This window comes from Streptomyces sp. NPDC002853, from assembly GCF_053591915.1.
Genome location: NZ_JBSFUS010000001.1, coordinates 844962 through 869125, shown reverse-complemented (window position 1 = coordinate 869125; position 24164 = coordinate 844962). Strand labels below are relative to the sequence as shown.

25 protein-coding genes, 1 tRNA gene and 1 riboswitch are annotated in these 24164 nt (G+C 69.7%); of the genes, 17 read left to right on the top strand and 9 right to left on the bottom strand.

The window, feature by feature from the left end; all coding sequences use genetic code 11:
• Nucleotides 1-205: 205 nt before the first annotated feature.
• Complete coding sequence (locus ACWD02_RS03850) at nucleotides 206-1519, bottom strand: PTS transporter subunit EIIC (protein WP_451204087.1); 1314 nt, start codon at nucleotides 1517-1519, stop codon at nucleotides 206-208.
• Nucleotides 1520-1752: 233 nt separating this feature from the next.
• Here ACWD02_RS03850 and ACWD02_RS03845 point away from each other — a divergent pair, with 233 nt between their 5' ends.
• The 4 genes from ACWD02_RS03845 to rdgB all read left to right on the top strand — a co-directional run bounded on the left by ACWD02_RS03845 (nucleotide 1753) and on the right by rdgB (nucleotide 4022).
• Complete coding sequence (locus ACWD02_RS03845; RefSeq protein WP_409057923.1) at nucleotides 1753-1986, top strand: glucose PTS transporter subunit EIIB; 234 nt, start codon at nucleotides 1753-1755, stop codon at nucleotides 1984-1986.
• Between the two features lie 105 nt (nucleotides 1987-2091).
• Nucleotides 2092-2823 (top strand): ribonuclease PH, encoded by a 732-nt coding sequence (rph, locus tag ACWD02_RS03840; RefSeq protein WP_451204085.1) that lies wholly within the window; start codon nucleotides 2092-2094, stop codon nucleotides 2821-2823.
• Between the two features lie 140 nt (nucleotides 2824-2963).
• Nucleotides 2964-3359 carry a hypothetical protein gene (locus tag ACWD02_RS03835; protein WP_451204083.1) on the top strand — a complete coding sequence of 132 codons (396 nt, stop codon included), beginning with the start codon at nucleotides 2964-2966 and terminating at the stop codon, nucleotides 3357-3359.
• 57 nt (nucleotides 3360-3416) lie between these two features.
• Entirely contained in the window at nucleotides 3417-4022 is a 606-nt protein-coding gene (gene rdgB, locus ACWD02_RS03830; RefSeq protein ID WP_451204081.1) for an RdgB/HAM1 family non-canonical purine NTP pyrophosphatase, read from the top strand.
• A gap of 53 nt (nucleotides 4023-4075) precedes the next feature.
• On the opposite strand, the gene ACWD02_RS03825 is transcribed toward rdgB, so the two are convergent.
• From ACWD02_RS03825 to bcp, 4 genes are all read right to left on the bottom strand, one after another.
• Nucleotides 4076-4159: transfer RNA gene (locus tag ACWD02_RS03825), tRNA-Leu, on the bottom strand.
• Nucleotides 4160-4213: 54 nt separating this feature from the next.
• Nucleotides 4214-5101 (bottom strand): HNH endonuclease, encoded by an 888-nt coding sequence (locus ACWD02_RS03820; RefSeq protein WP_451204079.1) that lies wholly within the window; start codon nucleotides 5099-5101, stop codon nucleotides 4214-4216.
• 253 nt (nucleotides 5102-5354) lie between these two features.
• Nucleotides 5355-6851: a glycine betaine/L-proline transporter ProP gene (gene proP / locus ACWD02_RS03815; RefSeq protein ID WP_451204077.1), complete on the bottom strand. Its 1497-nt coding sequence runs from the start codon at nucleotides 6849-6851 to the stop codon at nucleotides 5355-5357.
• 135 nt (nucleotides 6852-6986) lie between these two features.
• Nucleotides 6987-7454, bottom strand: coding sequence for a thioredoxin-dependent thiol peroxidase (bcp, locus tag ACWD02_RS03810; RefSeq protein WP_451204075.1), 468 nt, complete (start codon nucleotides 7452-7454; stop codon nucleotides 6987-6989).
• Nucleotides 7455-7623: 169 nt separating this feature from the next.
• Here bcp and ACWD02_RS03805 point away from each other — a divergent pair, with 169 nt between their 5' ends.
• The 3 genes from ACWD02_RS03805 to ACWD02_RS03795 all read left to right on the top strand — a co-directional run bounded on the left by ACWD02_RS03805 (nucleotide 7624) and on the right by ACWD02_RS03795 (nucleotide 8846).
• Entirely contained in the window at nucleotides 7624-7953 is a 330-nt protein-coding gene (locus ACWD02_RS03805; protein WP_451204072.1) for a DUF3618 domain-containing protein, read from the top strand.
• Between the two features lie 43 nt (nucleotides 7954-7996).
• Complete coding sequence (locus tag ACWD02_RS03800) at nucleotides 7997-8353, top strand: GroES family chaperonin (protein ID WP_363211420.1); 357 nt, start codon at nucleotides 7997-7999, stop codon at nucleotides 8351-8353.
• A 53-nt stretch (nucleotides 8354-8406) separates the two neighbouring features.
• Nucleotides 8407-8477, top strand: a riboswitch (guanidine-III (ykkC-III) riboswitch).
• Between the two features lie 48 nt (nucleotides 8478-8525).
• Entirely contained in the window at nucleotides 8526-8846 is a 321-nt protein-coding gene (locus ACWD02_RS03795; RefSeq protein WP_160505255.1) for a DMT family transporter, read from the top strand.
• A 35-nt stretch (nucleotides 8847-8881) separates the two neighbouring features.
• Here ACWD02_RS03795 and ACWD02_RS03790 read toward each other — a convergent pair whose 3' ends face one another.
• Nucleotides 8882-11404 carry a transglycosylase domain-containing protein gene (locus ACWD02_RS03790; protein WP_451204070.1) on the bottom strand — a complete coding sequence of 841 codons (2523 nt, stop codon included), beginning with the start codon at nucleotides 11402-11404 and terminating at the stop codon, nucleotides 8882-8884.
• Nucleotides 11405-11622: 218 nt separating this feature from the next.
• On the opposite strand from ACWD02_RS03790, the gene ACWD02_RS03785 reads away from it, so the two are divergent.
• The 4 genes from ACWD02_RS03785 to ACWD02_RS03770 are packed head-to-tail and all read left to right on the top strand — an operon-like array spanning nucleotide 11623 to nucleotide 15080.
• Nucleotides 11623-12444, top strand: coding sequence for an ABC transporter permease (locus ACWD02_RS03785; RefSeq protein WP_451204068.1), 822 nt, complete (start codon nucleotides 11623-11625; stop codon nucleotides 12442-12444).
• Nucleotides 12437-13279: an ABC transporter permease gene (locus ACWD02_RS03780; RefSeq protein ID WP_451204066.1), complete on the top strand. Its 843-nt coding sequence runs from the start codon at nucleotides 12437-12439 to the stop codon at nucleotides 13277-13279. Before ACWD02_RS03785 ends, ACWD02_RS03780 begins: the two co-directional genes overlap by 8 nt.
• A 6-nt stretch (nucleotides 13280-13285) precedes the next feature.
• Nucleotides 13286-14251, top strand: coding sequence for an ABC transporter ATP-binding protein (locus tag ACWD02_RS03775; RefSeq protein WP_363211416.1), 966 nt, complete (start codon nucleotides 13286-13288; stop codon nucleotides 14249-14251).
• 10 nt (nucleotides 14252-14261) lie between these two features.
• A complete protein-coding gene (locus ACWD02_RS03770; protein ID WP_451204063.1) occupies nucleotides 14262-15080 on the top strand; it encodes a DUF1707 SHOCT-like domain-containing protein in 819 nt (272 codons plus the stop codon).
• A 27-nt stretch (nucleotides 15081-15107) separates the two neighbouring features.
• Here the strand turns inward: ACWD02_RS03770 and ACWD02_RS03765 are convergent, their stop codons facing one another.
• Complete coding sequence (locus ACWD02_RS03765) at nucleotides 15108-16427, bottom strand: SGNH/GDSL hydrolase family protein (protein WP_451204061.1); 1320 nt, start codon at nucleotides 16425-16427, stop codon at nucleotides 15108-15110.
• Between the two features lie 409 nt (nucleotides 16428-16836).
• On the opposite strand from ACWD02_RS03765, the gene ACWD02_RS03760 reads away from it, so the two are divergent.
• The 4 genes from ACWD02_RS03760 (at nucleotide 16837) to ACWD02_RS03745 (ending at nucleotide 21407) form a co-directional block, all read left to right on the top strand.
• On the top strand, nucleotides 16837-18048 hold the full coding sequence (locus ACWD02_RS03760) for a DUF445 domain-containing protein (protein WP_451204387.1): 1212 nt from the start codon (nucleotides 16837-16839) through the stop codon (nucleotides 18046-18048).
• 189 nt (nucleotides 18049-18237) lie between these two features.
• Nucleotides 18238-19755 (top strand): MFS transporter, encoded by a 1518-nt coding sequence (locus ACWD02_RS03755; RefSeq protein WP_451204059.1) that lies wholly within the window; start codon nucleotides 18238-18240, stop codon nucleotides 19753-19755.
• A gap of 21 nt (nucleotides 19756-19776) precedes the next feature.
• Nucleotides 19777-20769, top strand: a complete 993-nt coding sequence (locus ACWD02_RS03750) for a GlxA family transcriptional regulator (RefSeq protein WP_451204057.1) — start codon at nucleotides 19777-19779, stop codon at nucleotides 20767-20769.
• A gap of 206 nt (nucleotides 20770-20975) precedes the next feature.
• On the top strand, nucleotides 20976-21407 hold the full coding sequence (locus ACWD02_RS03745) for a hypothetical protein (protein WP_451204055.1): 432 nt from the start codon (nucleotides 20976-20978) through the stop codon (nucleotides 21405-21407).
• A gap of 64 nt (nucleotides 21408-21471) precedes the next feature.
• On the opposite strand, the gene ACWD02_RS03740 is transcribed toward ACWD02_RS03745, so the two are convergent.
• Nucleotides 21472-21783 (bottom strand): hypothetical protein, encoded by a 312-nt coding sequence (locus tag ACWD02_RS03740; protein WP_451204053.1) that lies wholly within the window; start codon nucleotides 21781-21783, stop codon nucleotides 21472-21474.
• Between the two features lie 233 nt (nucleotides 21784-22016).
• On the opposite strand from ACWD02_RS03740, the gene ACWD02_RS03735 reads away from it, so the two are divergent.
• Nucleotides 22017-23432: an FAD-dependent oxidoreductase gene (locus tag ACWD02_RS03735; protein ID WP_451204051.1), complete on the top strand. Its 1416-nt coding sequence runs from the start codon at nucleotides 22017-22019 to the stop codon at nucleotides 23430-23432.
• Nucleotides 23433-23589: 157 nt separating this feature from the next.
• Nucleotides 23590-23871 (top strand): hypothetical protein, encoded by a 282-nt coding sequence (locus ACWD02_RS03730; RefSeq protein WP_451204049.1) that lies wholly within the window; start codon nucleotides 23590-23592, stop codon nucleotides 23869-23871.
• 153 nt (nucleotides 23872-24024) lie between these two features.
• Here the strand turns inward: ACWD02_RS03730 and ACWD02_RS03725 are convergent, their stop codons facing one another.
• On the bottom strand, nucleotides 24025-24159 hold the full coding sequence (locus ACWD02_RS03725; RefSeq protein ID WP_451204386.1) for a DUF397 domain-containing protein: 135 nt from the start codon (nucleotides 24157-24159) through the stop codon (nucleotides 24025-24027).
• Between the last annotated feature and the right edge of the window lie 5 nt (nucleotides 24160-24164).

Genomic DNA, 24164 nt, shown 5'->3' with positions numbered 1-24164 from the left:
CCGGGGGTCGCGGCGGACGGCCGCGTGGTCTACACCATTAGTGGTGTAGACCTGTTGTAGCACGGTGAAGGTGACGTAAGGAACCCACGAGTTTTGTGGGGTCCGCCATAACGCGAAATTAACGCCGAAAGGCCCCAGGGTCAAAGGGTCCTGGGGCCTTCCGGTGAGGCGATGGAGCGGGCCGCGGCGACGGCCCTGCCAGCGGCTAAGCCTTCGTCTGCTCCGCGTCCTGTGCTTCCGCTTCCTCCTCCGGCTCTCGTCCCGGCGTATGCAGGTCGAACTTGCGGATCACGAAGCTGAACAGGACGTAGTACACGACGGCGAAGACGAGCCCGATGGGAATGATCAGCCAGGGTTTGGTCGCCAGACTCCAGTTGATGACGTAGTCGATGAGACCCGCCGAGAAGCTGAAGCCGTCCTTGACCCCCAGCGCCCACGTCACCGCCATCGAGACACCGGTGAGCACCGCGTGGATCGCGTACAGCGCGGGCGCGATGAAGAGGAACGAGTACTCGATCGGTTCGGTGATGCCGGTGACGAACGACGTCAGGCCGACCGACAGCATCAGGCCGCCGACCACCTTGCGGCGTTCGGGCCGGGCCGCGTGCGTGATCGCCAGGGCCGCGGCCGGCAGCGCGAACATCATGATCGGGAAGAAGCCCGAGGTGAACTGACCGGCCGTCGGGTCGCCCGCGAGGAACCGGTTGATGTCACCGTGGACCATCGTGCCGTCGGGCTTCTCGTAGTCACCGAACTGGAACCAGACGAACGTGTTCAGGAACTGGTGCAGGCCGATCGTGAGCAGCGCGCGGTTGGCCACGCCGAAGATGCCCGAGCCCAGCCAGCCCAGGTCCACGAGCCACTTGGAGAAGCTGGTCAGCGCGTCACCGATGGGCGGCCAGATCCACACGCACAGCCCGGCGAAGACAAGCCCGACGAAGGCCATGATGATCGGCACCAGACGGCGGCCGTTGAAGAAGCCCAGCCAGTCGACCAGCTTCACGCGGTGATAGCGCTGCCAGAACCACGCGGCCAGCAGACCCATCACGATGCCGCCGAAGACCCCTGGATTCTGGTACGCGGCCTGCGCGGGTGTCCCGTCCTCCGCGATGCAGACCCCGCTCCACATGCCCGCGGCGCCGAACGTGGTGTCCGCGGGGCAGTCGTCGGGGAAGGCGCGGAGCACCGCGTAGTACACGAGGAAGCCCACCACCGCGGCGAGCGCCGTGGAGCCGTCCGACTTCTTGGCCATGCCGATCGCGACACCGATGCAGAACAGCAGGGGCAGGCCGAGCGTGGAGTCCAGGAGGGAACCACCCGCCGCCGCGAAGACCTTGGCGACGTTGTCCCAGCCGAGGCCGTCCGCGCCGAAGACGTCCGGCTGTCCGAGACGGTTGAGGATGCCGGCGGCGGGGAGTACGGCGATGGGCAGCTGGAGGCTGCGGCCCATCTTCTGGAGGCCCTGGAACAGGCCGTTCCACCACTTCTTCTGTGGCACCGCTGCTGCGTCCGTGCTCATCGGCGTCCCCTCCGGAACAAGCCAGGTTTGGCGGGAGTTGAAAACTGGTGTAGACCAGTTGCGGAACGAGTGCGGTGCCGTCCCGGCGGGAATGCGCGGGGGTGGCACCTTGATCGCCATCATTGGGTACGAGTGCCGTAGCCGCCCGCGAAGATGCTCCAACCGTGCGTTACCGTGACAAAGCGGACCTACGGTGTGGTGAGGCCGCGTCCTTTGAGAACAGGGAGAACACCATGGCCAGCAAGGCTGAGAAGATCGTCGCCGGGCTCGGCGGCATCGAGAACATCGAAGAGGTCGAGGGCTGCATCACCCGCCTCCGCACCGAGGTCCACGACCCGAGCCTCGTCGACGACGCCGCGCTGAAGGCCGCAGGCGCCCACGGAGTCGTCAAGATGGGCACCGCGATCCAGGTCGTCATCGGCACCGACGCCGACCCCATCGCCGCCGACATCGAAGACATGATGTGAGCTGAACTCACCGCAACAGGGCCCCGTCCGGAACATCCGGGCGGGGCCCTACGCGCGTACTTCCCGCGTCACTCCGAGCTCCGCCCAAAGGCTAGGCTCGACGCCATGTCTCGAATCGACGGCCGCACCCCCGAACAGCTCCGCCCGATCACCATCGAGCGCGGCTGGAGCAAGCACGCCGAGGGCTCCGTCCTCATCTCCTTCGGCGACACCAAGGTCTTCTGCACCGCCTCCGTCACCGAAGGCGTCCCCCGCTGGCGCAAGGGCAGCGGCGAAGGCTGGGTCACCGCCGAGTACTCGATGCTCCCGCGCTCCACCAACACCCGCGGCGACCGCGAATCCGTACGCGGCAAGATCGGCGGCCGCACCCACGAGATCTCCCGCCTCATCGGACGTTCACTGCGCGCCGTCATCGACTACAAGGCGCTCGGCGAGAACACCATCGTCCTCGACTGCGACGTCCTCCAGGCCGACGGCGGCACCCGCACCGCCGCCATCACCGGCGCCTACGTCGCCCTCGCCGACGCCGTCGCCTGGGCCCAGGGCAAGAAGCTCATCAAGGCCGGCCGCAAGCCCCTCACCGACACCGTCTCCGCCGTCTCCGTCGGCATCGTCGGCGGCGTACCCCTCCTCGACCTGCGCTACGAGGAAGACGTCAAGGCCGACACCGACATGAACGTCGTCTGCACCGGCGACGGCCGCTTCGTCGAGGTCCAGGGCACCGCCGAGGCCGAGCCCTTCGACCGCAAGGAACTCAACGCACTGCTCGACCTCGCGGTCGGCGGCTGCGAGGACCTGGCCGCGTTCCAGCGCGAGGCACTCGAAGCGACCAAGTAGGACGGACGGCCGCCGGGCCGCCGAGGCCGCCAACCGGACGGCCCGGCAAGCAACCATCAAGCCCTCCCCAAGCGTTCTTACGGATACGGGCGCACGGGCAAAGCCGTGCGCCCGTACAGCACCCGGGGAGGGACCCAAGCATGGCCGCGCGTCACCGCCGTACAGCCACCGCCATCACCGCACTTCTGATCGCCGTACCGGCGGGCATCGGCCTTGTCGGTTGCGACGCCGTCAACAAGGCCCTCGACTGCGTCCAGACCGCCGACGCCATCGCCGACAGCGTCACCGACCTGCAGCAGGCCCTCGAAAAGGCCGGCGACGACCCCACGCAGGCCGACGAGGCACTCGACAAGATCGACAAGAACATCGACGAGATCGGCGACAAGACCGACAACACCGACGTGAACAAGGCCGTCGACGACCTCGACAAGGCCGTCGGCAACGTCCGCGACTCCATCAACAACGGCGACACCACCCCTGACCTCAAGCCGATCGTGGACGCGACGAGCGAACTGACGAAGGTCTGCACCCCGTAGCACCCCGTAGCACCCCGTAGCGTCCGAGGGCCGGGTCACTGGTCGATACTGGTCGCCATGACCCGCCTCATCCTCGCCACCCGCAACGCCGGCAAGATCACGGAACTCAGGGCGATCCTCGCCGACGCAGGCCTCACCCACGACCTCGTCGGCGCGGACGCCTACCCCGAGATCCCCGACGTCAGGGAAACCGGCGTCACCTTCGCCGAGAACGCCCTCCTCAAGGCCCACGCCCTCGCCAAGGCCACCGGCCTCCCCGCCGTCGCCGACGACTCCGGCCTCTGCGTCGACGTCCTCGGCGGAGCCCCCGGCATCTTCTCCGCCCGCTGGGCGGGCAAGCACGGCGACGACGCCGCGAACCTGCAGCTTTTGCTTGCCCAGTTGGGCGACATCGACGCTGACACCCACCGGGGCGCCCACTTCGCCTGCGCAGCTGCGCTCGCCCTGCCGGACGGCACGGAGCGGGTGGTGGAGGGCCAACTCCGCGGCATCCTCCGCCACACCCCGTCGGGCTCGGGCGGCTTCGGCTACGACCCGATCCTCCAGCCGGAGGGGGAGTCCCGGACCTGCGCGGAACTCTCCCCCGAGGAGAAGAACGCGATCAGCCACCGCGGCAAGGCGTTCCGGGGGCTGGTGCCGGTGGTGCGGGAGCTGTTGGGCTGAGTGGCGCATGGAAATGGCCTGCGATCAAACCTCTGATTCGCAGGCCATTTACGTGCGGCGGAAGGGATTCGAACCCTCAAGCCCGATCAAGGGCCACAGATCCTAAGTCTGCTGCGTCGCCACTGCGCCACCGCCGCTAGCCGCCCGTCGTCAGCTGTGACGGGCGGCTGTAAGTGTACGAGGGGCGACGGCTATCCGGCGAGCGGCGTCCTCCCCTTCTGCCGACACCACGTCTCCGTCAGCGCATGGCAGTTAGGGCACAGGTACCGAAGGTTCTCCCGCCGGTTGTCGCGCCAGTTCCCGTTGACATGGTCGATCTGCAGGGTGATCGGGCGCCCGAGCCATTCACCGGTGCTGCCACACCCGACACACACGTACGGCAACCCGATCTCGGTCAGGGCTCGGTGGAGCTGAGTCCTGTTGGTCCGTCCGGCGTGATCCGGCAGCACGACCAGTACCCGCTGAGCGATGGGTGGGGGTGCGGGACGCTCCGGCTGTCCCCAGGCCCGGCGCTTGAAGTGGCTGGTGTCGAGGCCGAAGCGTGCTGCCGCGCGCCGAACGCGGCGGTGGTTCGTGTCGTCGACCTCCATGCCGAGGCCCCGCATCACATCGGCGTAGCTGTCGCAGCTTCGTACCAGGTCGCGGAGTTGTTCCTCCGGGATCGACGGACGCTGGTGGGAGAAGTGCCCGATGTCGATGCCCTCAACGCGCAGCATGCGGGCCAACGCTGCGCGCGAGCGGCTGTCGTCAGGTATCCCCAATGCGCGGGCCACGCCGCGCACGCTGCTCGCTGCCGCGGCCGCTGCCCGCAGTTCCTCGGCGGTGAAGGGAAGGTCCAGTTCGGGTCGGTCGATGCCGGGGAAGTGGCTGATGTCGATGCCGGCGGCGCCGATGCGGCGGCGGATGTGCGAGAGCGTCCCGGTGGCTGGTGCGGCGCCCAACTTGAGTGCCACCTCGCGAAGCGAGGACGACGACACGGCGGCGTCGGCAATCGCGGCGTCCGGATACTTGCGCCATGGGCTGCGCTGGGCGAAGTGGCTCGTATCGAGTCCGTGCCGGGCCACCCTTTCCTGCAGCACGCGCCGTTGTCCTCCGCTCGGCCTGAGGCCGAGGCGCCGCATCAGGTCAGTCCAATTGCGGGCCTCGGCGACGACCGGTGTCAACCGATCCCTGCTGTACGGGTCCGGCATCATTCCCCTCCCGTTCCGACCGCACGTCGCAGTCTCGTACGGCCTAACGAACCGACAATCGGACAGTTACGTCCGGAATGCGGAACGGCCCGCCCCACTTGCGAGAGGGGGCGGGCCGTTGCGGCGGCGGGAGGGGCGGGGGTCAGAAGCGGGGAGTCGGGGCCGCCGCCTCGACCATTTCCGCTGCCTCCTCCTTCGTGCCCACCGACGGCGGGGAGCCCGACAGCGGCTTCTGGGCTGTTTCCTTCATGCAGGACACCGCGATGATGCCCACCAGCGCCGCCGCCATCGAGTAGTACGCCGGGACCATGTCCGTGCCCGTGACGCTGATCAGGGACGTGATGACCAGGGGGGCCGTGCCGCCGAAGAGGGAGGCGGAGATGTTGTAGCCCACCGACAGGGAGCCGTAGCGGACCGAGGTGGGGAACAGGGCCGGGAGCGTCGCCGACATCGTGCCCAGGAGGCAGAGCAGGGAGAGGCCCAGGAGGAGCATGCCGCCGGAGACCGCGATCAGGCTGCCCTGCTTGATCAGGAGGAACGCCGGGATGGAGATGACGAAGAAGCTGACCATGCCCGTCATCAGGAGCGGCTTGCGGCCGAAGCGGTCGGACAGCTTGCCGACCTGGGTGATGAGCAGCATCAGGACGATCATGGTGCCGATGAGGATCAGCAGGCCGTGCGAGTCGTCGTAGCCGAGTTCGTCGGAGAGGTACGTCGGCATGTACGACAGGAGCATGTAGTCGGTGACGTTGTACGCGCCGACGAGTGCGATGCAGAGGATCAGCGTCGCCCAGTGCTCACGGAAGATCTTGGCGAGGTCGCCCTTGGCCGTCGTCTCGACGGTGGACGCGCCTTCGGAGGCCGCGTGGAAGGTGGCGTCCTCCATCTTCTGGAACGCGGGTGTCTCGTCGAGCTTCAGCCGCAGGTAGAGGCCGACGAGGCCGAGCGGTCCCGCGACGAGGAAGGGGACGCGCCAGCCCCACTGCTCCATGGTGTCCGCGCCGAGCGCGCTGTTGAGGATGAGGACGAGGCCGGCGGCGCCGGTGTAGCCGGCCAGGGTGCCCATCTCCAGGAAGCTGCCGAAGAAGCCGCGGCGCTTGTCGGGGGCGTACTCGGCGATGAAGGTGGACGCGCCGCCGTACTCACCGCCGGTCGAGAAGCCCTGGACGAGGCGGAAGAAGATCAGCAGGACCGGGGCCCAGAAGCCGATGGTGGCGTAGGACGGGATCAGGCCGATGGCGAGGGTGCCGATGGCCATGAGGATCATCGTCAGTGCGAGGACCTTCTTGCGGCCGATCTTGTCGCCCATCGGGCCGAAGACCATGCCGCCGATGGGGCGTACGAGGAAGGACACCGCGAAGGTCGCGAACGACGAGATCAGCTGGACCGTGTCGTTCCCGGAAGGGAAGAAGACGTGGCCGATGGTGACGGCGAGGTAGCTGTAGATGCCGAAGTCGAACCATTCCATGGCGTTGCCGAGCGAGGCGGCCTTGACCGCTCGTTTGACCGCGGCCTCGTCCGTGACCGTGATGTCGGTGCGGCGCAGCGGGGGGTCTTTGCGCCGTTTGGCGGCCCGGAACAGGTTGCGGTGCCGCTTGACCGCATCGGCGTCGGCCGGTGCCTCGTCGTGGGCCGCCATGGGTAGTCCTTCCGTTCTGCGAACAATCCTCCTTGGATCACTTGCTCGAAGTTGGCCGACGCAAACGAACGCCCCCTTGAAGGGGGCGTTCGTCACAGTTGTCCGGGTGGAGGGGGCGCAGGTCAGATGCCCAGGTCAGATGCCCAGGTCCTTGATGATCTTGGCCACGTGGCCCGTCGCCTTGACGTTGTAGAAGGCGTGCTCGACCTTGCCGGTCTCGTCGACGACGACCGTGGAGCGGATGACGCCGGTCACGGTCTTGCCGTACAGCTTCTTCTCGCCGAAGGCGCCGTAGGCCTCCAGGGTCTCCTTGGAGGGGTCGCCGACGAGCGTGACCTTGAGGTTCTCCTGCTCGCGGAACTTCGCCAGCTTCTCCGGCTTGTCCGGCGACACGCCGATGACGTCGTAGCCCGCGGTGGCGAGGGCGTCGAGGTTGTCCGTGAAGTCGCAGGCCTGCTTGGTGCAGCCGGGGGTGAGGGCGGCCGGGTAGAAGTAGACGATGACCTTGCGGCCCTTGTGGTCGGCAAGGGAGACCTCGTTGCCGTCCGCGTCCGGCAGGGTGAAGGCCGGGGCCGTGTCGCCGGGGGTGAGTCGCTCGCTCATCTTCGGTCTCCTCGCGCAGGGTGCTCGTAACAGGATGTTCGTGAAACGGGTGGTGACGGAGTCGAGCGTAATAGGGGTGCCGTGGGGTGCGGTGCGCGTGGAACTGACAGACTGTCGGCGAGACGTACTGAAGGATCAGACAGCCGGACACGACCACGGAGGCAGCGCGGTGTCGGACACGTCGGATATCAGGACCCCGGCGCAGATCGAGGCGGACATCAAGCGCCGTCGCGTGACGCTCGCCGAGACGCTCGACGAGATCGGGGTGCGGGTTCACCCGAAGACGATCGTGGGTGACGCGAAGGCCAAGGTCGTCGCCAGTGTGGACAACTCCCTCGGGCGGGCGTACGTGGGTGCGAACCGCGTGGTGTCCGATGTGCGGGCCCAGCTGGTGCACGAGGACGGTGCGCCGCGTCTGGAGCGCATCGTGCCGGTGGCGCTGGTGGTCGTGGGTCTCGTGGGGATGCTCGCGGTGAGCACGCGGCGCCGCAGGGGCTGACCCGGCATCGTCCGTGCGGTCCTTCGGCAGGTAGGTTCGGGGCGTGAGCGCCAAGAGCCGGGGACACAGCCCCCACGACGACAAGCTGCCCATCCGGATGCTGCACGACCGTGTGCTCGTGCGGCAGGACACCGCCGAGGGTGAGCGCAGGTCCGGCGGCGGCATCCTGATTCCCGCGACCGCCGCAGTCGGCAGGCGTCTCGCGTGGGCGGAGGTCGTCGCCGTGGGGCAGAACGTCCGGGCGGTGGAGCCGGGTGACCGGGTGCTGTACGACCCGGAGGACCGGGCCGAGGTGGAGGTGCGGGGCGTGGCGTACGTGCTGATGCGCGAGCGCGATCTGCATGCCGTGGCCGCCGACCGGTTCGAGGGCTCCGAGGATTCGACGGGGCTTTATCTGTAGCGGTCCGCAACTGTGTGTAAGGGGCTGGTGACCATGGTCACCAGCCCCTTACGCGTGTCCTTTGCTACCTTGGAGGGACCCCGACGAGACGCGCCGTACCGGGTTTCCGCAAAGACGACGCACCCCCATTCAAGTGACGCGATCTCGCGTCTCACGTGTCGGAGGTGCCGTCGTGGCCTGGGTTCTGTTGATCGTCGCCGGTCTGCTCGAAGTGGGCTGGTCGATCGGGATGAAGTTCACCGAGGGGTTCACGCGGCTGTGGCCGAGCGTGTTCACCGGCCTCGGGATCGTCGCGAGCATGATGCTGCTGTCGCACGCCGCCAAGACGCTGCCGATCGGTACGGCGTACGGCGTGTGGGTCGGCATCGGTGCTGCCGGTGCGGCGGTGGTCGGGATGATGGTGCTCGGTGAGCCGGCCACCGCCGCCCGGATCTTCTTCGTGGTGCTGCTGCTGGTCGCCGTCGTGGGCCTGAAGGCGACCTCGGGGCACTAGCCCGCGGGGCGTGGGCTCTCCGGGCTCTCCGGGCTCTAGTAGTAGTAATACGCCGGGCTGCCCTCGCCCTTCCTTCTGGCCGCCGTGCCTTCCGTGAGGCCGCCGCCCAGGGCCCCTTCGTCGGCGCCTGTTCCGCCGTCCGCGGTGGAGCCGTCGGTCTGGCCGCCCTGGACGGCGCCTCCGTCGGCGGTGGCACCGCCGTCGGCCGTCGAGCCGTCGGTGGTGCCGCCGTCCGTCGGACCGCCCTGCGTCTGCCCTTGGTCCTGGCCTTGTGTCTGGCCCTGGTCCTGGCCCTCGGTCTGCCCTTGGTCCTGGCCCGGTGTCTGGCCTCCGTCCTGGCCTTGTGTCTGGCCCTGGTCCTGCCCCTGGGTCCCGTCGTCACCGCCTGTGGCGGCTCCGCCGGTGGCCGGGTCCTCCTCGGCGTCCGTGGGGTCCGGGACCGGCGGCACGTCGGCGCCCTCCTCGAGCTCCAGGTCGAAGTCCCGCACCGGCTCGCCCTCCAGGGCGTCCCTGGTGAACTGCGCCCAGATCTGCGCGGGGTAGCCGCCGCCGTTGATGCGGGCCTGGCCGAGCGCCCCGTACAGCGGGGTGTGCGCGCCGGTGTCGGGGTTCTGGCCCATCACGGAGACCACGGTGGCGAGTTCGGGGGTGTAGCCCGCGAACCAGGCCGCCTTGTCCTCCTCCGCGGTGCCGGTCTTGCCGACCGCGGGGCGGCCCGCGGCCTGGGCCGCCGTGCCGGTGCCGCCCTCGACGACGCTCCGCAGGATCGAGGTGGTGGTGTCGGCGGCCTCGCGGCTGACGGCCTGCGCGGTCGTCTGCTCGGGCAGTTCGAGCTGCTGGCCGCCCTTGGTGACCTTCTCGACCATCGTGTACGTGGGGTGCTTGCCGTGGTTGGCGAGCGTCGCGTACGCCTCCGTCATGTCCAGTACGGACGCCGTGGACGGGCCGAGCGCGATGGAGGGGGACGCGGTCAGGTCAGGGGTGCTCTCCGGGATGCCGAGGGCGACGGCGGTGTCCTTGACCTTGTCCGAGCCGACGTCGACGGCCATCTGCGCGTACACGGAGTTGACGGACTTGTCGGTGGCGGTCCTGACGGTGATGTCGCCGTAGTCGACGTCGTCCTCGTTCTCGGGGGCGTACGCCCCGCCGTCCCAGCCCTGCACGGGACGCTTGTTGGTGCCGTCGTAGATGGTGTTGGGGGTGATGGGGAGGCCGTCCTGGGTGACCGAGCCGTTCTCCACGGCCGAGGTGAAGACGAACGGCTTGAAGGTGGAGCCCACTTGGTAGTCGCGGCGCGTGGCGTTGTTGACGTACTGCTTGGTGTAGTCGATGCCGCCGTACATCGCGACGACCTTGCCGGTCTTGGGGTCGATCGAGGCGCCGCCCGCGCGTACGTTGCGGTCGACCTTGCGGGCCTTCTTGTCGACCTTGGACATCACCTGGTCGTCGACGGCCTCCTTGAAGGCGTCCTGGCGGTCCTTCTGGAGGGTGGTGGTGATGCGGTAGCCGCCCTTGGCCAGGGTGTCCTCGTCGACGATGTCGTGGGACGTCAGGTAGTCCTCGACGGCCTGCACGAGGTAGCCGCGCTGGCCGGAGAGACCGGACGCCCCCTTGGCCTCCTTCGGGACGGGGAACTTGGTCTTCGCCCGTTCGGCGGCGCTGAGCCAGCCCTCCTTGACCATGCCGTCCAGGACGTAGTTCCAGCGGCCCTCGGCGCGCTTCTTGTTCTCCGGGTGGGTCGCCACGTCGTAGGCGTTGGGGGAGTTGAGGAGCGTCGCGAGGTAGGCGCCCTGCGCGGTGTCCAGGTCCTTGACGTCCTCGCCGAAGTAAGCCTGGGCCGCGGCCTGGACGCCGTACGCGTTGCGCCCGAAGTAGCTGGTGTTCAGATACCCGGCGAGGATCTCGTCCTTGCTCACCTCGCGGTCCAGCTTGATGGAGATGAAGAACTCCTTGGCCTTGCGGGTGACCGTCTGTTCCTGGCCGAGGTAGTAGTTCTTGACGTACTGCTGGGTGATCGTCGAACCGGACTGCTTGCCCTTGCCGGTGACGGTGTTGTAGGCGGCGCGGATCATCGCCTTGGGGTCGACCGCCGACTCGCTGTAGAAGTCCCGGTCCTCGGCGGCGAGCGCGGCGTGCTGGACTTCCTTGGGGATCTGGCTCAGCGGGACGTTCTCGCGGTTGACCTCGCCGTCGCGGGCCAGTTGGCTGCCGTCGGCGTAGAGGTAGACGTTGCTCTGCGCGGTGGCCGCCGCGTTGGCGGGCGGGATCTCGACGATCATGTAGCCCGCGACGAAGCCGCCGACGCAGAGCAGGATCAGCAGGATGAAACCGCCGAGCACCATGCGCCAGGTGGGGAAGATGCGCCGCCAGCCCTTGCGCTTGGGGCGCTTCTTCTTGCCCTTGTTGCCGGTGCCTTCGGCGTCCGGCGCCTCCGATGTGTCGGACGGCGTGGCGGCCGGGGCGTCGTCCGGTGTGGCGGCCGGGGTGTCCACGGGTTCGCGGGGCGCCCATCCCTCGGGTTTCTTGGCGCCCTGCTGCTGCGGCTCGTCGCTGCTCATGTCTCGTGGAACTCCCGGTTCGCGTCGTACGTCACGTACGCCTCGTACGACCCATTGCACACTGTCGCTTCATGCGTTCCCCGCCAGGCACGCGCCGCGTGCGGAAAATGCCTGGCACGAGCGATGACGCCCGCACTAGGCTCCGTCCCTTTGGCCCAGGCCGGGGCAGGGCTTCGGTCAAGGCTCTCGCAAATTCGTCAAGGCTCTCGTTAAAGGGGATGCGTGTGCGTACAGGACGGTTCCGCTTGTACGCGGCCGTCGCCCGGGGAGGCTTCAGACGGTACGCGACCTACCGCACGGCGACCCTGGCGGGAGTGTTCACCAACACGGTCTTCGGGCTGATCCTCGCGTACACCTACATCGCCCTGTGGGACGAGCGGCCGGGACTCGGCGGCTACGACCAGGCGCAGGCGTTGACGTTCGTCTGGCTGGGGCAGGCGCTGCTCACGGTGATGGCGCTGATGGGCGGCGGCTTCGAGGGCGAGCTGATCGAGCGGATCCGCACCGGGGACATCGCCGTCGACCTGTACCGCCCCGCCGACCTGCAGCTCTGGTGGCTGGCGACCGACCTGGGCCGTGCCCTGTTCCAGCTGCTCGGGCGCGGGATCGTGCCGATGGTGGTCGGCGCGCTCATCTTCGACCTGGCCCTGCCCACCGAGCCCCTGCGCTGGCTTGCCTTCCTGCTCGCCGTGATCCTCGGCGCCCTGGTCAGCTTCGCGATCCGCTTCCTGGTGGCGCTCTCCGCGTTCTGGCTGATGGACGGCGCGGGCACCACCCAGGTGGCGATGCTCGCGGGCACCTTCTTCTCCGGGATGCTGCTCCCGCTGAACGTCTTCCCCGGCGCGCTCGGCGAGTTCGCCCGCGCCCTGCCCTGGTCGGCGCTGCTCCAGGTGCCCGCCGACGTGTTCCTCGGCAAGCACACGGGCGTGGACCTGCTGCGGACGTACGCCTTCCAGATCGGCTGGGCCGCGGTGCTCCTCACGGCCGGGCGGCTGCTTCAGGCCGTGGCCACGCGTCGGGTGGTGGTCCAGGGTGGCTGACCTGACGCGTGTGAGGGGTGGCCTGACGCAGGTGCGGGACGGGTTGCGCGCCTACCGGCTGATCTCCGCCATGTGGATCCGCTCCCTGATGGCCTACCGGCTGTCCTTCGTGATGACCGCGTTCGGCAACTTCGCGGTGACCGCCTTCGACTTCGCGGCGATCCTGCTGATGTTCTCCCAGGTGGACCGGCTCGGCGGCTACTCGCTGTCGGAGATCGCCTTCCTGTACGGCGCCACGTGCACCGCGTTCGGGCTCGCCGACCTCTCCCTGGGGTCCATGGACCGGCTCGGGAAGCGGGTGCGTGACGGCACCCTCGACACGCTCCTGGTGCGGCCCGCGCCGGTGATCGCGCAGGTCGCCGCCGACCGCTTCGGGCTGCACAGGGTCGGGCGCCTGCTGCAGGGCGCGCTCGTCCTCGCCTACGCACTGGTGGTCCTGGACATCGCATGGACCCCGTTGAAGGCGCTGATGGTCCCGCTGATGCTGCTCTGCGGCGCGGGCATCTTCGCGGCCGTGTTCGTCGGGGGCGCGGCCTTCCAGTTCGTGGCGCAGGACGCGGCGGAGGTGCAGAACGCCTTCACGTACGGGGGCACCACGCTGCTCCAGTTCCCGCCGACCGTCTTCGCCAAGGACCTGGTGCGCGGCGTCACCTTCATCCTGCCGCTGGCCTTCGTGAACTGGATTCCCGCCCTGTACGTCCTGGGGCGGCCCTATCCGCTGGACCTGCCGACGTGGGTGGCGTTCACGCCGCCGCTCGTGGCCGTCCTCCTTCTCGCGCTCGCGGGCCTCGCCTGGCGCACGGGCCTTCGTTCGTACCGCAGCACAGGGAGCTGAACCGCCGTGGAGAAAGACCTCATCGAGCTGGACCGCGTCGAGAAGGTCTTCGACGTACGCAAGAAGACCGGCTTCATGCGGCGCGAGAAGCACGAGGTGCGTGCCGTCGACGGCATCAGCTTCACCGTGCCGCGCGGCGAGATGGTCGGTTACATCGGGCCGAACGGCGCCGGCAAGTCGACGACGATCAAGATGCTGACAGGCATCCTGACCCCCAGCGGCGGGCGGCTGCGCGTCGCGGGCATCGATCCCTCCCGTGAGCGCACCCGCCTCGCGCGGCGCATCGGTGTGGTCTTCGGGCAGCGCACCACGCTGTGGTGGGACCTGCCGCTGATCGACTCGTACCGCCTGATGCACCGCATGTACCGGATTCCGGACGCCCGCTTCAAGGAGAACCTGGAGCGTTGCGTGGAACTCCTCGAGCTGGGCGCCCTGTTGGACGTCCCCGTGCGTCAGCTCTCGCTCGGCCAGCGGATGCGGGGCGACATCGCGGCGGCGCTCCTGCACGATCCGGAGGTGCTCTACCTGGACGAGCCGACGATCGGCCTCGACGTGATCAGCAAGGCCAAGGTCCGTGGTTTCCTGCGGGACCTGAACGCGGAGGCGGGTACGACGGTCCTGCTCACCACGCACGACCTGACCGACATCGAGCAGCTCTGCAAGCGGGTGATGGTCATCGACCACGGGCGGCTGATGTATGACGGGCCGCTGGCGGGACTGCACGAGGTGGGCGAGAGCGAGCGGACCCTGGTCGTCGACCTGGAGCGTGAACTGCCGCCCATCGAAGTGGAGTCGGCGCGGGTGGTGAAGGTGGAGGGTCCGCGGCAGTGGCTCGCCTTCCCCGCCGCGGAGTCGGCAGCTCCACTTGTCGCCCGGGTCGCGGCCCGGTATCCGATGGTCGACCTCTCGGTCAGGGAACCCGACATCGAGGCGGTCATCGCCAAGATGTACGCGGAGAAGGCGACCTCGTAGGCTGCTGCACATGACCGACGAGCAGCCTCATCTCCCGGATCTCCGGGCCGCCGACGCCGACCGTGAACGCGTCGCCGAACGACTCCGTGACGCCGTGGCCGAGGGCCGCCTGGACATGGAGGAGTTCGAGGAGCGCCTGGACGCGACGTACAAGGCGCGTACGTACGGCGAGTTGGAGCCGATCACGCGGGACCTGCCCGCGGAGGGCGTCAAGGTGTCCATGGTGAAGAGCCCGGTGAGCGACGACCCCGCCGCCATCGACTGGTCACGGCGGATGGTGAGCGGTGAGCCGTCGTCGAAGCTCGGCTTCGCCTTCTGGGGCGGGTTCAGCCGCAAGGGCGGCTGGGTGGTCGGCCGGCAGTTCGACGGGTTCGCGATGTGGGGCGGCGGCGAGATCGACCTGCGCGAGGCGCTCTTCACGGAACGCGACGTGGAGATCCGCTGCTGGACCGTCATGGGCGGCATGCAGGTCATCGTGCCGCCCGAGATGACCGTCCTGGTCAAGGGCTTCGGCTTCATGGGCGGCTTCGACGACAAGGCGACCGGCGAGGGCACCCCCGGCTCGCCCCGCGTGGTCGTCAAGGGCTTCGCCCTGATGGGCGGCGTCGGCGTGGACCGCAAGCTCCGCAGGATCGAGAAGCAGCGCCTGAAGGAGGAGCGCCGTCGCGAGCGTCTCGAGCGCCGCGAGGAACGGCGTGCGGCGCAGCTCGAGCGCGGGGAGCGGCACCGGGGGCGGCACGAGGGCCGTGGGGGCCACGGAGGGCACCACCGCGGGTCGGACTCCTCGCACCCGGCGCCGGGGGACTACGGACCCGGGAGCGGCGACTAGCACCGCCCACGGGCACGGGGCGCGGGGTTACAGCTCGGCGGCCGCGGAGCCCCGCAGATGCGTCAGGTTGAACGTCTCGGCCATCTTGCGGTAGCCCAGGTCGCTCGGGTGCAGGTGGTCGCCCGAGTCGTACGCGCCGCGCAGCTTGCGGGGGTCGTACGGGTCGCGCAGGGCCTTGTCGAAGTCGACGAACTCGTCGAAGACCTTGCCGTCGCGGATCTGCTCGTTCACCGCCTGGCGCACGTTCTCGAGCGCCGGCTCGTATCCCCGGTGGCCGCCGAACGGCATCAGGGTCGCCCCGACGACCCGCAGGCCGCGCGTGTGCGCCTGGCGCGTCAGTTCGCGCAGGCCCTCCACGATGCGGTCGGGGTTGTTCTGGTGCGGGTTGCGCAGGATGTCGTTCACGCCGAGCGCGACGACGACGGCCTTGACGCCCGTCCGGTCGAGCACGTCGCGGTCGAAGCGCGAGAGGCCGCTCGGGTTGTCCGCGGGTGTGCCGTTGCCGTCCGAGAGGACGCGGTTGCCGCTGATCCCCTCGTTCACGACGCCGTAGCGCGGTGCGCCGGACTCGGCGCGCAGGCGGTCGGCCAGGTTGTCGGTCCAGCGCGCGTTGGCGCCCATCGTGGAGGAGATGCCGTCGGTGAGCGAGTCACCGAAGACGACGACGGTGCCGTCCGACTCGTTGCTCAGGACGTCCACCGCCGAGAGGTAGCGCCAGGAGGTGCTCTGCTGGGTGTACGCGGCGCCGTTCGGGTCCTCCGTGCGGTCGCCCTCGGCGACGTAGCTGACCTGGCGGGCGTGCGGGTGGAAGGTGACCGGGCCCGAAGGGGTCGGCGAGTACGTCGAGACCAGGAGGTCGCCGTCGTGCGGCACGCGCAGCCGGACCGCGTCGCTCATGACCTGCTGCCCCGCGGGGATCACCACGGAGGTGTTGCCGTTGAAGGCCAGGCGGCGCAGGGTGCCCGGTGCGGCCGCCGGGTTGTTCGACCCCGCGGCGACGGCGATGGAGGCGTGGGTGATGCTCAGCGGCTGCTGCCCGTACAGGTTCGACAGGGTGATGCGGGCGCTGTCGCCGCCGACGCTGGTGTGCACGACGTTGCGGATGGAGCGGCCCGCGAAGCCGTTGCGGTGCGTGTTTGGTTCGGCCGCCGCGGGGGATGCGGCCCATGAGCCGACCCAGGTGCCGGCCGAGGCGGGCGCCGCGGAGTTGCGCGGGCCGCGGGGCCCCGCGCTGATGGTGTCCTGAGATCCGTCGTCGGTGGATACACCGAGGTATATGGCGGCGGAAATCACCACTATTACCGCGAGGACCGCGGCAAGCAGGGCATAACCGTGACGCTTGGTCATGCGGGCTGTGTCTCCTCGAGCAGGGGGAGCCTGATCGAGGCTCCGATGTGATCACCCCATGATGCGTCATGGGCCGTGAGGCGGCCGACACTGCCCCCCTCCGACCATTCAGACGCCGGGAACTTGTGGTCCGTTCCAGGAGTCGGTCAGGAAGGGACGCAGAGCGGCAGGGACAATACGTATGAGGACGCCGCGAACCACGCGAACGGGTCAGGTGGAGTGAGTGGAACGTACGAATCGTTCAATTCCGGAGGATGCGTCCGAAGGGGTGGCTTCCGGGCAGCATTCCCGTGAGCGCGGCCCTTCAAGCGGCGTCCTGGCGGGCTCCGGCGGTTCCGCTCCGGTCGGCGGTGGGGGCGGTTTCACGTACAGCCCCGCCGACGAGGAGAAGCGCCGCGGCGTCCGCCGGATGAAGATCACCGCGACGGGCCTCCTCGTCTTCGTCGCCCTCGTCTACGTACTCGCCAAGTGGGCCCAGAACTCCGGCGCCGGTGCCTGGGCGGGCTACGTCGCCGCGGCGGCCGAGGCCGGCATGGTCGGCGCGCTCGCCGACTGGTTCGCCGTGACGGCGCTCTTCCGCCACCCGCTGGGCCTGCCCATCCCGCACACGGCGATCATTCCGAACAAGAAGGACCAACTGGGCGCGTCCCTAGGCGACTTCGTCGGCGAGAACTTCCTCTCGTCCGATGTCGTGCGCGGCCGGCTGCGCACGGTGGGCATCGGCAGCCGCCTCGGCACCTGGCTCGCGGACCCCGACCACGCCGACCGGGTGACCGCCGAACTGGCCACGGCTCTGCGCGGCGCCCTGACGGTCCTGCGCGACTCCGACGTCCAGGCGGTCGTGGGCGAAGCCATCACGCGCCGTGCGGACGCCCAGGAGATCGCCCCCGGCATGGGCAAGATGCTGGAGAAGGTCGTCGCGGACGGCGGCCACAAGCGGGTCGTCGACCTGATCTGCGTACGCGCCCACGACTGGCTCGTCGAGCACGACGAGTCGGTCATGGACGCCGTACAGGGCGGCGCCCCCGGCTGGACCCCGCGGTTCGTCGACAAGAAGGTCGGTGAGCGGGTCTACAAGGAACTGCTGCGCTTCCTCACCGAGATGCGGGACATGCCCGAGCACCCCGCGCGCGGAGCCGTCGACCGTTTCCTCGCCGACTTCGCCGCCGACCTGCAGTCCGACTCGGACACCCGCGAGCGTGTGGAGCGCCTCAAGCGCGAGGTGCTCGGCCGCGGCGAGGTGCAGGACCTGATCGCCTCCGCCTGGTCGGCGGTGCGCCAGATGATCGTGGCCGCCGCCGAGGACGAGCGCAGCGAGCTCCGGCTGCGGGTGCGGGCCGCGTTGCTCTCGCTCGGCTCGCGGATGGCGACGGACGGACGGCTGCAGCAGAAGGTCGACGGCTGGGTCGAGGGCGCCGCGGTGTACGTGGTGACGACGTACAGGGACGAGATCACCTCCCTGATCACCGACACGGTCGCCGGCTGGGACGCCGAGCACACGTCGAAGAAGATCGAGGCGCACATCGGCCGCGACCTCCAGTTCATCCGGATCAACGGCACGGTGGTGGGGGCGCTGGCGGGGCTCGCGATCTATTCGGTGTCGCGGCTGCTGGGGGCGTAAGGGGGTTACGGGGGTCTGCGGCCGAGGGGGGCCTCCTGGCGGTTCCAGCGCGCGTGAAGGCGCCTTTGCCGGGCACTCTGGAGGAGCTCTCCCGACGCAGGGAGAGCCGTCGCCCGAGCCGCGAGCGCGATCCGCCGGCGCGGGAGCAGCAGCCCGGCGACGTGGGAGCAGCGGAAGGAGCCGCCCGCCATGACCGCGTCGTCCACGCCCGCCTCGCCGCCGCCCCCGGACCGAAAGCACACCGACCCGAAGCACTCCGACAGCGAGACCGGCACCGTCACCACGGCCGTGCCCGCCCGCCTGGACCGGCTGCCCTGGTCCCGCTGGCACTGGATGATCGTGATCGGCCTCGGCACGGTCTGGATCCTCGACGGCCTGGAAGTCACCACCGTCGGCAACATCGCGAGCCGCCTCTCCGAGGAGGGCAGCGGCCTGGCCATCAGCTCCGCCCAGGTGACCGGCACCGCGGCGGCCCTGTACGTGGCGGGGGCCTGCGCCGGGGCCCTCTTCTTCGCCCGCCTCACCGACAAGTACGGCCGGAAAAAGCTCTTCATGGTCACCCTCGCGGTGTACCTCGGCGCCACCGCCCTCACCGCGCTCTCCTTCGACGCCTGGTGGTTCTTCCTCTTCCGCTTCCTCACCGGCTTCGGCATCGGCGGCGAGTACGCGGCCATCAACTCGGCCATCGACGAACTCATCCCGTCCAAATACCGCGGGCGCGTGGACCTGATCATCAACGGCAGCTACTGGCTGGGCGCGATCGGCGGTTCGCTGCTCTCGGTCGTCATGCTGAACACCAGCATCTTCCCCAAGGACCTCGGCTGGCGGCTCACCTTCGCCCTCGGCGTCGTACTGGGCCTGGTGATCCTGCTCGTACGCCGCCACGTCCCGGAGAGCCCGCGCTGGCAGTTCATCCACGGCCGCGGCGAGGAGGCGGACACCCTCGTCACGTCGGTCGAGCGGGAGATCGAGGAGGAGAAGGGCGAACGCCTGCCACCGCCCGAGCGCGAGATCACCATCCACCAGCGCAAGAGCATCGGCTTCGGCCTCATCGCGAGGACCGTCTTCCGCGACTACCCCAAGCGCGCGGTGCTCGGCCTGTCCCTCTTCATCGGCCAGGCGTTCCTCTACAACGCGATCACCTTCGGCTTCGGCGCGATCCTCACCAAGTTCTTCGACGTCCCCTCGGGCAGCACGGGTTACTACTTCGCCGTCATCGCGGCGGGCAACTTCCTGGGCCCGCTCTTCCTCGGCAAGCTCTTCGACACGGTGGGCCGCCGGATCATGATCTCGTCGACGTACATCGTGTCGGGCGTGCTGCTCTTCGGCACGGCGTGGCTCTTCGACCGCGGTTCGCTCAGCGCGGCGACGCTCACGGCCTGCTGGTGCGTGGTCCTGTTCTTCGCGTCGGCGGGCGCGAGCAGCGCCTATCTGACGGTCTCCGAGATCTTCCCCATGGAGACCCGGGCCATGGCCATCGCCTTCTTCTACGCCATCGGCACGGCGGCCGGCGGCATCAGCGGCCCGCTGATCTTCGCCAAGCTGACGGAGTCTGGCGTCGTCGGCGACACGGTCCTCGCCTTCCAGATCGGCGCGGGCCTGATGTGCGCGGCGGGTCTGGTCGCGGCGGTGTTCGCGGTCAAGGCGGAACGGCGGTCCCTGGAGGACATCGCGAGCCCGCTGTCGGAGGCGAAGGCTTCCGGCTGAGGCGGGTGGGAAGATCCGGGGATGAGCGGAGAGGGAGCCGTGGGCGGCCACCGGGTGGCCGTGCTCGTGCGCGACGGCGTACTGCCGATGGAACTGGGCCTGGTCCACCAGCTGTTCGGCAACGCCCGATCGGCGCGGGGCGCGCGCCTCTACGACCTGACGACCTGTGCCCTGGCCCCCGGCAGAATCCGCACGGACGCCGACTTCCCCGTCTACGCCGAGCACGGCCCCCAGGCGCTGGCAGCGGCGGACACGGTCATCGTCCCCGCCTCGCACGAGGAGGACGAGTCGCTGGTGCCGGGCGAGCTGCCACCGGCCCTGGCGAACGCGCTGCGGTCCGCCTCCGGCGCCCGTATCGCCTCCATCTGCACCGGCGCCTTCGTCCTCGCGGCAGCGGGCCTCCTGGACGGCCGCAGGGCGACGACACACTGGCTGTCGGCGGACCTCTTCGCCCGCACGTTCCCCGCCGTGACGGTCGATCCGGACGTCCTGTACGTCGACGAGGGCCGGGTCCTCACCTCCGCCGGCGAGGCCGCGGGCATCGACCTCTGCCTGCACATGATCCGCGGCGACCACGGCGCGGCGGTGGCTGCGGAGGTGGCCCGCCGCACCGTCGTACCCCCGCACCGCGAGGGCGGCCAGGCCCAGTACATCCGCCGCCCGGTGGCGGAGCCGCGGCTGACGTCGACGGGCCGGGCCAGGCAGTGGGCGGCGGAGCGGCTGGGCGAGCCCCTGACGCTGGCCGATCTCGCCGGGCAGGAATCCATGAGCGTCCGCACCTTCAGCCGCCGCTTCCGCGAGGAGACGGGCCTGACGCCGATGCAGTGGCTGACGCAGCGCCGCGTGGACCGGGCACGCGAGCTCCTGGAGGAGACGGACCGCACGGTCGACCGCATCGCGACGGAGGCGGGCTTCGGCACGGGCGCGTCGCTGAGGCAGCACTTCCAGGCGGGGCTCGGGGTGTCGCCGGGGGCCTACCGGATGACGTTCAGGGGGACGAGGGGGCCGGGCTGAGTCCGCGTACGCGATCTGAGTGCGGGTGCAGTACGGGTGCAGTACGGGTGTAGTACGGGTGTTCGGTCTGAGTACGCGTACTCTGTCGCGCCCCTCGGGAGGTCGGCAGGCTCGTACGCATGACGGCAAAGTCGATGAACATTAGCCCGCGGATGAGCCGGCGCCACGTGGGTGCGCGCGTGAGCCCGCGCCACGAACTGAGCCCCATGAACCCGCGGAACCTGCTGACGTCGCTGCCCGGCACCCCGCCGCTGCGGCGCTGGGCGACGCGCTTGCTGGGCGCGGGCCTCGCGGTGGCGGCATACCTCCTCTGCCTGCCCTGGGACCTGCGCAACCGCCCCGAGACCCCTGGCGCGATCAACGAGACGTCACCGGTGACGGCGCTCGGGATAGCCGCCCTGACCGTCTCGATGCTGGCCCTGGCGGCCTACTTCGGCTTCCGGGACCGCCTCGCGTGGGCGCTGCTCCTCGTGGCGGGCCCGCCGGCGACGCTGATGTACGTCTCCTTCGACAGCCACCCGGAGCCGGACGCGGCGGTGTGGCCGCTGGCGTGGGGGTTCTTCGTGCTCGTGATGGGGGCGGGGGTGCTCGCGGTGGCGGGCTTCGCACGGCTGTTCAGGGACAGCGAGACGGACTAGGGGTGGATTAACGGACCAGGGGTGGATTAACGGACCGGGGCTGGACCAATGGACCGGGGCTGGACTAGGGGATGTCGGTCCGGCGGTCGGCGAGCACATAGGAGGCGAGCCCCATGCCGCCCGCGACCCCGAGGACGGCGGGCCAGGCCCCGACCTTCTTGGCGAGCGGATGCGACCCGGCGAAGGCGGCGACGTACGTGGCACTGAGCGCGGCAGCGGTCCTGCCCCCGGCCGTGGCACGCCACTGCTGAGCGGCGGCGGCCCCCGCGGCGGCGAGGACGAGGCCACCGAGGGGCCGCTTCTTGGTCCACCGGGCGACGGCGTATCCGCCGACGAGCCCGCTCGCGGCCACGACGGCTGCCGGTACCTTCCCCATGTCTGCCTCGCTCCCCGGCCAGCAGTGAACGCCGCCGACCGATACGTCCTCTATACGTCCTGTATCGGTGCTCTATAGGTCCTCTGTGGCTCTCGCCCCGAGGGTGGTGCCGAGGCTAACGCGCCAGGAAAGCCTTGCGGCGAGGGGGTCTGGGCCGCGTAGGTTGGTGAGGGTGTGCGCTGCGCCTCCGCGGCGTGCTCGAAGGCGCTGCCGACGAGGGACCGATAGTAAAGATGACCGCGCGAACCACGCTCACCACCACTGACCGCCGCACCCGAACAGCCCTGGTCATCGGGGGTGGTGTCGCAGGCCCGGTGGCGGCGATGGCGCTGCGCAAGGCGGGCATCGAGGCGACGCTGTACGAGGCTACGGCGGGCGAGGCTACGGCGGGCGAGGCGGCGGCGGGCGAGGTGACGGCGAGCGAGGTGGCGGCGGGCGAGGCGCACACCACGTATGACGCCAGGTCGCGTGGCCGTAGCGGTGACCACGACCGTGGCGGTGACCGCGACCGTGGCCGTGGCCGTAGTGGTGACCGCGACCGTGGCCGTGGCGGCGGCATGACGATCGCCCCGAACGGCATGCAGGCGCTGGAGGCGATCGACGCGGCGGAGACGGTGCGCGCGATCGGCACCCCGGTGACATCGCTGGCCCTGCGGAGCTGGACGGGCAGACACCTGGCCCAACTGACCCCGCCCGCCGACCTCCCGACGACGCGCTTCGTCTGGCGCTCGGAGCTGGGCGAGGCGCTGGCGGAGGAGGCGTCGCGCCGAGGGGTCCCTCTCCACCGGGGCAAGCGCCTGCTGGACGCGACCGACACGGGCGCGGGGGTGACGGCGCGCTTCTCGGACGGCTCGCTGGCGAAGGCGGACATCCTGATCGGCGCGGACGGCCTGCGCTCGACGGTGCGTTCACTGATCGACCCGACGACGCCGAAGCCGCACTACGCAGGGGTGCTGACCTTCACGGCCCGCGTACGCTCCACGCAACTCCCTTCCACGGAAGGGGTGTTGTACATGTGTTACGGCAAGAAGGCGTACATCGGCTACCAGATCTTCGACGACGGCTCGGCGGCCTGGTTCGTGAACCTGCCGCACCGCGAGCCGATGACGTCGGCGGAGGCGCAGGCGGTGGGCGCGGGGGAGTGGCTGAAGCGCCTGGGCGAGGCGTTCGCGGAAGACCGCACTCCGGCACCGGACCTGGTCGGGGAGACCGCTCCGGAGGACCTGCTGATCACGGGCCCCACAGAAACGATGCCTCCGGTGACGTCCTGGAGCAGGGGCCGCATGATCCTGATCGGCGACGCGGCGCACGCGACACCGGCGACATCCGGCCAGGGAGTGTCACTGGCCACGGAAAGTGCGGTCGAACTGGCCCGCTGCCTAAGGGACTTGCCCCCCAGAGCAGCCTTCAAGGCCTACGAGTCCCTGCGCCGCCCAAGGGTGGACCGCATCCTCAAACACACGACGGCCACGTCAACGGCCACCTCGGCCGCGGCCCGCACGGCCACCCCGAAGCCGGCGGGCCCCCTCAGCCGCGTCCTGCGGGACGCGGTCCTGCCGGTGGCGACGAAGGTGGGCGGAGGTGGGGGAGCGGTGTGGGGGGCGTGGCAGTTCGAGCACCGGATCGACTGGGACGAGCGGGTCAGGTAGGCGGGTCGGGCAGGCGGGGAGGTTGGCGGCCTCTCGACCTGAGGGTGCCGCCGAGGGCCCGCCGCTGTGCGGGTGAATTGAGGCGGACCACGTCTGCGCGATCAGTAAATAGGGCAAACCTGAACACACCCCATGATCACGTACCGAAAGGGACCCCATGCGTATCCGTACCGCCCTGGCTGTCACCGCCCTCACCGCCGCTGCCGTATTGGGCGCCAGCGGCACCGCCCTCGCTGACGACGACCACGAGGGCATGCGGGCCGGCTTCGCCTACGAGAACCTCGGCGGCCCCGCCGGCATCACCGAGGCCGCCGGCCACTTCGACGGCAACCACGACGGGCACGGCATGCGGGGCGCCTTCGCCTACGAGAACCTGGGCGGCCCGGCCGGCATCACCGAAGCCGCGGGCCACTTCGAGGGCAACCACGACGACGACTGATCCCCCCGTCAAGTCATGCTGCACCGAAGGGGGCCCGCTGAGTGCGGGCCCCCTTTTCGTGCGGGCGCATGCATCCGGCACCGACGAGTGGGCGACCGCAGCACTCCGGAGGCGGTCCCTGAGGTATCGGGGGAGCGTGGCGAGCCGACCGTGTCAGGGCCGGCGCGGCGCGTTCTGTATGGATGCTACGAAGTCGGCCCAGACTCCTGGAGGAACTGCAAAACGCATGCCGCTCTGGTGCTTTGAGTCACGTATGTAGACGTGGGTGCTCGCGACGGCTACCTCCACGCACT